The organism is Candidatus Hodarchaeum mangrovi (assembly GCF_975850365.1).
The window spans coordinates 1-7345 of record NZ_CDLCQJ010000020.1; the positions used below are offsets into that span (position 1 = coordinate 1).

The 7345-nt window shown below is 32.8% G+C and carries 8 protein-coding genes; 4 read left to right on the top strand and 4 right to left on the bottom strand.

Features of this window, described 5'->3' with window-relative positions:
- Together ACWVCY_RS02825 and ACWVCY_RS02830 are read left to right on the top strand one after the other, a co-directional pair.
- Positions 1-205: hypothetical protein (locus ACWVCY_RS02825; RefSeq protein ID WP_455140172.1), on the top strand; the 205-nt coding region annotated here is incomplete at its 5' end.
- A gap of 407 nt (positions 206-612) precedes the next feature.
- Positions 613-1002 (top strand): hypothetical protein, encoded by a 390-nt coding sequence (locus ACWVCY_RS02830; RefSeq protein ID WP_455140173.1) that lies wholly within the window; start codon positions 613-615, stop codon positions 1000-1002.
- Positions 1003-1217: 215 nt separating this feature from the next.
- On the opposite strand, the gene ACWVCY_RS02835 is transcribed toward ACWVCY_RS02830, so the two are convergent.
- From ACWVCY_RS02835 to ACWVCY_RS02845, 3 genes are all read right to left on the bottom strand, one after another.
- Entirely contained in the window at positions 1218-1859 is a 642-nt protein-coding gene (locus ACWVCY_RS02835) for a DJ-1/PfpI family protein (RefSeq protein WP_455140174.1), read from the bottom strand.
- Positions 1860-2043: 184 nt separating this feature from the next.
- Positions 2044-3765: a hypothetical protein gene (locus ACWVCY_RS02840; protein ID WP_455140175.1), complete on the bottom strand. Its 1722-nt coding sequence runs from the start codon at positions 3763-3765 to the stop codon at positions 2044-2046.
- On the bottom strand, positions 3762-4661 hold the full coding sequence (locus ACWVCY_RS02845; protein ID WP_455140176.1) for an ABC transporter ATP-binding protein: 900 nt from the start codon (positions 4659-4661) through the stop codon (positions 3762-3764). The genes ACWVCY_RS02840 and ACWVCY_RS02845 overlap by 4 nt, the downstream gene beginning before the upstream one ends.
- A gap of 159 nt (positions 4662-4820) precedes the next feature.
- Between ACWVCY_RS02845 and ACWVCY_RS02850 the strand changes: the two genes are divergently transcribed.
- Together ACWVCY_RS02850 and ACWVCY_RS02855 are read left to right on the top strand one after the other, a co-directional pair.
- The gene (locus tag ACWVCY_RS02850; RefSeq protein WP_455140177.1) at positions 4821-5381 is read left to right on the top strand and encodes a GbsR/MarR family transcriptional regulator; all 561 of its coding nucleotides are present in this window, start codon (positions 4821-4823) and stop codon (positions 5379-5381) included.
- 203 nt (positions 5382-5584) lie between these two features.
- Positions 5585-6535, top strand: coding sequence for a Ca2+-dependent phosphoinositide-specific phospholipase C (locus ACWVCY_RS02855; RefSeq protein ID WP_455140178.1), 951 nt, complete (start codon positions 5585-5587; stop codon positions 6533-6535).
- A gap of 133 nt (positions 6536-6668) precedes the next feature.
- On the opposite strand, the gene ACWVCY_RS02860 is transcribed toward ACWVCY_RS02855, so the two are convergent.
- Positions 6669-7028, bottom strand: a complete 360-nt coding sequence (locus tag ACWVCY_RS02860; protein ID WP_455140179.1) for a hypothetical protein — start codon at positions 7026-7028, stop codon at positions 6669-6671.
- Between the last annotated feature and the right edge of the window lie 317 nt (positions 7029-7345).

Genomic DNA, 7345 nt, shown 5'->3' on the forward strand with positions numbered 1-7345 from the left:
ACCATTTGTATACCCTGTTTTTGTAGCTGTGAGAAAAGTTGAATTGAAAAACAATTTTATTTGCCATGCAAAACTATTTTGTGTTAAATTTACAAAGACTGTTACGTTAAATTTATCACCAATATCTACAATTGTTGCATTTGACGGTTCAATCCACATCGCATTAGCAGGATGCGGTTCAGAGGGTATATATGATATGCTATAGTAAATTGATGAAGATGATACAACCAATAAAAGTATAAATAAGATGCTGTATGACAAAAATACTGAAATTTTGCTATTTGTTATAATTGCCATTTCCTTCAGATTAGCAATTTAGATCAATTTAAAATTTTATCTTCTATGAAATTTAATTTCTTCTTTCAACTGCTATGCTTAATTATCTCCCTCTTTTTTTCTAATTATTTCAATTTTGAATACTGGCTTGAAGGTCACTATTGATTGACTAAAAAATGAGCAATTATTGAATTGATGCACTTACTCTTTTAGTATAAATTAATGCAAACTGGAATTAGTCATTCTTCCAGAGCTAGATTAATTAATTATAATATTTTACTAATCCTTATATAGATAAGTTGTTCCTTTTTTAGTATTAGTGTGGAGTAACCTTTAATGAAAACGAAAGAAAATTTGATGACAAAATCCTCCTCTTCCAGTTATATCATTGCCATTCCTGATGATTTTACACTATCAAAAGTCTATAATCTAGAGGAGTTACTTATGAAAATTTTTAAAAAATTAGATATTCCAAAAGGAGCAATATCGAAAGATGAATTGGATCAAACTCTTAATAAATTTAAAAGTGAAAGTGACACCCTTCTCAAGGGCTTGTCTGAACCACAACGGGTTATTTTTGGACTTTTACAACATTATCAATTAGTGATCCACGAATTTCCAACCAAATCAGAAAATGGGCGAATAATTAATATCCTTGCCCGAGGAAAACAACAAAGAATTGAGCAAATTTTGAGTGGACAATATCAGATTATAAAGAAAGAATAGCCTTGCAAAGATTAAAAATTCGCTATTCCAAGTCGGAAATTATATTAATAGCTATTTTAATCTTTATTCTTTCTATATTAGGTTATTTTATAGGATTTGAACCGATTATCATCGTTGGATTTCTTTTCGCGATTATTAGTATTCCAATTATTCTCTATCTTTATTTTAATATGAAAAAATTTCCAGAAAACTAAGAAATCAAAGTCTAAACTTAATTACCAAGAATATTCCATGTATTTTGCTGTTTCCTGCGCAACTTCTTTCCCAACAAGCTCCGAAACTATAAAAAGGCTCATATCAATTCCAGCAGCAATTCCAGCAGAAGTTATAATCTTTCCTTCTCCTGAAAGTATGAACCGTCGGTCCTGAAATACATTAACCTTAGGATAGGCTATTCTCATCCTTTCAATACTTTGCCAATGTGTTGTTGACTCCGAACCATCTAATAAACCAGCTTCAGCCAAAAGGAAACTTCCTGTGCATACACTCGCTATTAATTGGGTTTTCTCTTTTTGAGTCTTTAGCCATTCTATAAGAACAGGGTTCTGAACTTCTTTTCGGGTTCCCCATCCTCCAGGAACCAGAACAAGATCGAATTCAGGATGATTATTAAAATCATAATCTACATTGACTTTTAAGTCACCACGACATCGAATTAAGCCGCCATTCTCTGAAATTAACCGAATAATAAAGGGACAATCCTCGGTTCGTAGGTTATCTTCATTCAAGAATCTAGTAACAGAAAATACTTCAAAAGGTCCGCAAAAATCTAAAACTTCCACTTGGTTAAAAAGAAGAATTCCTACATTCCATGGGACGTTTCTTAATGGTATTTTGGTTACATTAATTCTCATCATAAAGTCATCCAATTCAGTGCTACAATATCCAATTATTGTTTTTAAGATCTCTCTAAGGAAATAAATAATTAATTGCAGCTTGGCAAAAAGAAAAATTAAAGTATCTTGTTTCTCAATGATAATGAAATAAAAATCCCTAAATTAATTATAAAAAAAGAGAGGAATGAGAACCCCTCAAAAGTTATTAGACCAGATAGTCTTTATTTGGAGTTCGCTGTGTAAGAACAAGAATATAGAAGCCAAGAGTCAAAATTGTACCAATGATGACTTCGGGGAGAATCTCAAATAAAGTTCGTTTGTCCAAGATGATACTAATTGAATCAAAATAACCGAACGGGGTAAAAAAACGAATCCATGAAAGATCACTGCCAGGTAAAAAAGCAATGAAGATTATTAGGACAAAAAAGACCCATCCAATTATCAGAGTTTTTAGTACATGTTTCGAGGGAACTAGAAGGGCAAGAGAGAGGAAAAAAACGAAGATTACACTGTATCCCCAGATGGAAACAAGATAACTTACCAATGTAGGTAAAATACCATGTTCAGATAAACGACCAAGCAGAACTTCCATCCCAAAGAGAGTTAAAATTTGAGCTGAACAGAGAATAACGAAATAGATGAGAACTGCGATAGTCCTACTCAAGATTATACGTGTTCCAGTCTTTGGAAATACCCATGTAATTTCAGTGGTTCCATTTTTATAATCACGTGTTATTATCCCATAAATGAACACCAGAAACAATGGTGCAATGATCATCCAAGTGAAACTATAGATTTCAAACGCAAGGAATGTTTCTAACGGTCGTTCGACAATGGTTTCAGCGATCGTATTTCCAAATAGCAATGCTTCCATGAATGGCATATTGAAACTCTGTAAAAGCTCACTTACTTCTTCTGGCATATACATTGTGATAACATAAAAGGCATAAAATATCATAAATATAAGATAGACAATGAAAAGGGTTGCATTTGCGTGAAGTTGGTCTCTAATCGCCGGATATTTCCAGCCTATCTTCCCAAGTATATTATCTATAGGTTTTCGAATATATGAGAGTGTACTAGATAATTTTGCCAATGATTTTTCTTCTTTCTCTTCTATAATTGTCTGTTGTTGGACTCCTGACTCCAAGAAATTCTTTCGATAGAACAATATAATAGATACCAAAATTAAGATCAGAACAAGTCCAATTACCAATAGAATGAACTCCTCGTTCAAAGTTCCCATAATACTATTATTGACAACTTTAGCTTGAGAAAAAAGACTTAACTGACGAAGTGAATCAAGTTCACTTATCTGATTAGCGGACAGGTCTACAATAATAGAAAATACAATGTATAACCCACCAAGGGCATATCCAGTATTCTTGGAGAAGTTAATACTACACCCAAACGCTGTGATAAATGTTATCGCTATTACGAGTAGAATGGCGAGAGAAAAACAAATAGTAATGTTTTGAGCAGCATCCCAAGCGTTATTGATATAAAGAAGGGCAAGAGAAACAATATAACTAGGCAGGGAGATTAACCCAATTAAAATGATAACAACTAGTGAATTTTCTAAGAATGACTTTGTAAGCGATTTTGGTGTAGTGAAAAGAATTTCCTTTCCATCTTTTTCGTTAATTGGTAACAAATTGCTTCCAAGAAATACCCCTGCAACTGGTAGATAAAGAGACAAACTGAAACCACAGAAAAAGATTAGCCACAGAGAAAAACCAGGATTATCAGTTGGAAAATCACCAAGAAATTTCATCAATTGAATGAACTCTACCAAAGCATTTTCACCAGGGTAAAACATTGCTATACCAGTAATTAATAGAACATAAAGAAAGATAGCTAATCCAACAACAGTTCTATGACGATAACTATGAAGATAAAACCGATGAATCGTTTTTGAAAGGCTCATATAGCACCCTCTTCTTGTTGTCTGTAGAATTGAAGGAAGTAATCTTCTAGACTAGCAGGAGGAAATACTATCTCTTCTGGTTTCATTGGTATGAGTATTTCAAGATATTTTTCAATCGAATCTGATTGAGGAACTAGAATACGTGCACGATTTTCTTCGATTTCAAGTAAGTTATCACCAAATTTCTGAAGCTCTTGTTTATTAGGATTCCGAAGGGTTACCTCCAATATTCTAGACACTTCTTTGTTCAAACTTTCTATATCTAAAACGCTTATTAGGTGTCCATCCCTTACAATACCAACCCGATCACATATACGTTGAACCTCGGCTAAATTATGACTACTGAAGAAGATTGTTTTTCCACGACTTTTTGCATCTAAAATGAGGTCATAAGTCTCTTGTTGTAAAAGCGGATCAAGTCCAGAAGTAGGTTCGTCAAGGATTAGTACATCAGGGTCATGCATAAAGGCAGCAACTATACTAACTTTTTGTTTATTACCTTTAGATAATTCTCCAATTTTCTTTTTGACAGGGAGGCTAAATCTTTTAATAAGTTCATCACGTCTAGGGCTAGGTGTACTCCGCATACTTTCAACATAGTTTAGGAAATCATTTGTGGTGTAGGTCTCTGGAAGAACCCCTGCTTCAGCTATGTATCCGATTTTTTCGCGTATCTTAGGATTTCTTCTTGTAATCTTACCTCCATTAATCCAGATTTCTCCCATATTCGGTAAAAGGATATTCATCATACATCGAATGGTTGTAGTTTTACCTGCTCCATTGGGACCGAGAAAGCCAAAGATTTCTCCACTGTAAATCTCGAGGTTTAAATTTTCTATTCCACGTTGTTTTCCATAATATTTGGTCAGATTTTGTATTTTTATTTTACTAGTCATTTTTTTTCACAGTTCTGCAATTTGCACAATTCATGCAACTAATTTTACAATCTATTCGAGAATTGATTATTAAAGTTTATAAATTTTCCTAATTTGGAAAAATTATAAAATATCGAAAATTATATTAAACTCTTTAATATGCTTTATTCCTTGATTCCAGTGACAGAAGATCAATTAAAATCAGCTGAGAAAAAGCTACAAGACTTCAAAATGAATATTATTCAACTATTTGAGGATATTTGGGCTCTTAGAGGAAATAATCCTATTGCGGGACGTCTTTATGCAATAATTTTATTATCTACACAACCTCTAACCCAACGAGAGTTGGTTGAATTATCTGGTTATTCCCGTGGGCAAGTCTCAAAAACATTAAAAGACCTTGAAAACGCTCTTCTTATAGCGAAAAACCGTCAAAGAGGCTCTAGAGAGAAACTATACTCTCATGGTTCAGAATCATTTATGAAAACATTTTCTGAGAGGATGAGACTAGCCTCTGAAATATTACGTAGAAAAATTAAACAACTAGAAGAGGGGGAAAAAGCATGGATGGAGTTACCTAAAGAGATTCAGAATTCACCCGAGGCTAAACGGATACTAGAAGTTGGTGAGACTTTTTATAATTACTATGATTTCTATCTTAGCTCCATGGATGAAGTTATTGAAAAAATCGAGAAACGTATCAAGTTTTTAGATAATACGCTTAAAAAGGAATCCATCTAATCTAATTTTATTAAGTAATGAGATTATTATTTTACAATGAAATCTCTAAATAAATCCAAATTTCTTTATTAGGAGATGAAAATGATTCAAAAAACATTTAGAATAATTATTCATGATCAGATATCGAGGAAGAGATTATAAGGTGTGGTGAGAAGAGGAAATCTATAATTCTAATATTATCAAATTTTTACAGGTGAAAGGTATTGAGCGAAGGAAGATTCGATAATCAACCTTATAATAAGAGTATTTTTATGACAACTCATAATTCATATCGATGGTCATTAATAGAACAACTAGAGTACGGGATTCGAGGCTTTGAACTAGATATTCATGATACTTGGACGATTTTTGAAAGAATAAAAAGATTTTTTACACTTCTGAAGATTATTCCAGGGAAAGGAAACTTTAAGGTTGGCCATTGGGCCCCAGGACATGAAGTAAATCATAATGCTCCAGGAAATCCACAAAGTAATAACCTTGAGGACTGGCTTAAGATAATAAGTGATTGGTCAATACAAAAGCCAACTCATGCTCCCATAACTGTTTTTTTAGACATTAAAAAAGATCTACAGGATAGAAATAATCGTCCACACCAAAATTTTGGTCTTATTCACTTTAATGAACAACTTTTCACTGCATTTAATATGAAGTATAAGACTGGTCACAGAAAGAAACTTTATACCAAAAAAGAATATCTAGAACATTTTGGGGCATCAGGGACTCAATGGCCTACAACTAGAGAATTAAGAGGAAGAATAATCCTTGTGCTGATGAGTTTTCATGTTTTTCCGAACATAATTGAAGATCTTTTGCCAATTGTGGAAGATTATGGGATTTCTCTTATGCATACACGTCAAACCTATCAAACTGGAGAAGTTGAGGGAAAAAGTATTGACCCAATCTGTTTTGTAGCATTTAATCCTGATGATCGTAAAAAGGAGGGGTTTTATCCTTCTCTAGAAAGAGAATCACTATTTGTAACAGGCTATAATCCAGAAGAATTTCAAGCATTCTGGAATAAAGGTAAAATAATAAGAACGGATTACAATCCCCAGTCAGAGTGGCCCTCTTTTCCTCCTTATGTTAATTTTCCTGCAACAAATAAATGGAATGATCCACTTTATAAAACTACTACTAATAATTGGGCAATTTAAGCCTTATTACTAACTCTGCGATTTGCAGGAATCCTATCAAGAATCAAAGTAAGTAATCATTGAATATTCTATTATTCTTAGTCATTAGTTTGTATTAATGTATCTAAAAACGCGTTATAACAAATTAAAATTGTTACATAGCATCTTCCCAGTCAAAGAGTGTACTAAATTTTTTGAACCACGGTTTATTGGTATAACGTGGCTCTCCATATCTCATATCTTCATAAGTTGCAAGAATAAAGGCCTCTGAAAGTATTGATTCAGTGAATTCGACTTCGGTATCATCCGACAAATCCTTGATTAACATGTACCACCCCCTTGTGTATGGCATTCCACCCGCCTTAGGAGAACTCTCTATATCTTTAACAAGAGCCTTCATATCCCTAATATCTTCTGCTGTAAGTATAATTGTAATAACATTGGTATAAACTGGTGGAATTCTTATATTCATGTCTTTTAGAGTTCTTTTTTTCATTTTTTTCATTTTTTTCATAATTATTCACAATATCTCATAATTTGACCTATTTAAATACCCCCAAAAGGATTTTTTACATTTTTAGGAAGTGTTGATTTGGTCAGATCAACATAATTTGTGAAAGGAGTGAATCCTTTAGTTTTGGTTTTAGTAGTCTGAACCATTCGGTTTCAACCTCATTTAATTTTAATAGCCGACCTCACTATTTAATAATCCAATTAGTTTATAACCTCCTAAACAAAAAAAAGTATCAGAATAAAGGATTACACGAATGTTTAATTCTTATTCCCTAGAAAAGTAAACGATTCAGTGAAATAATTAATATCTCAATAACA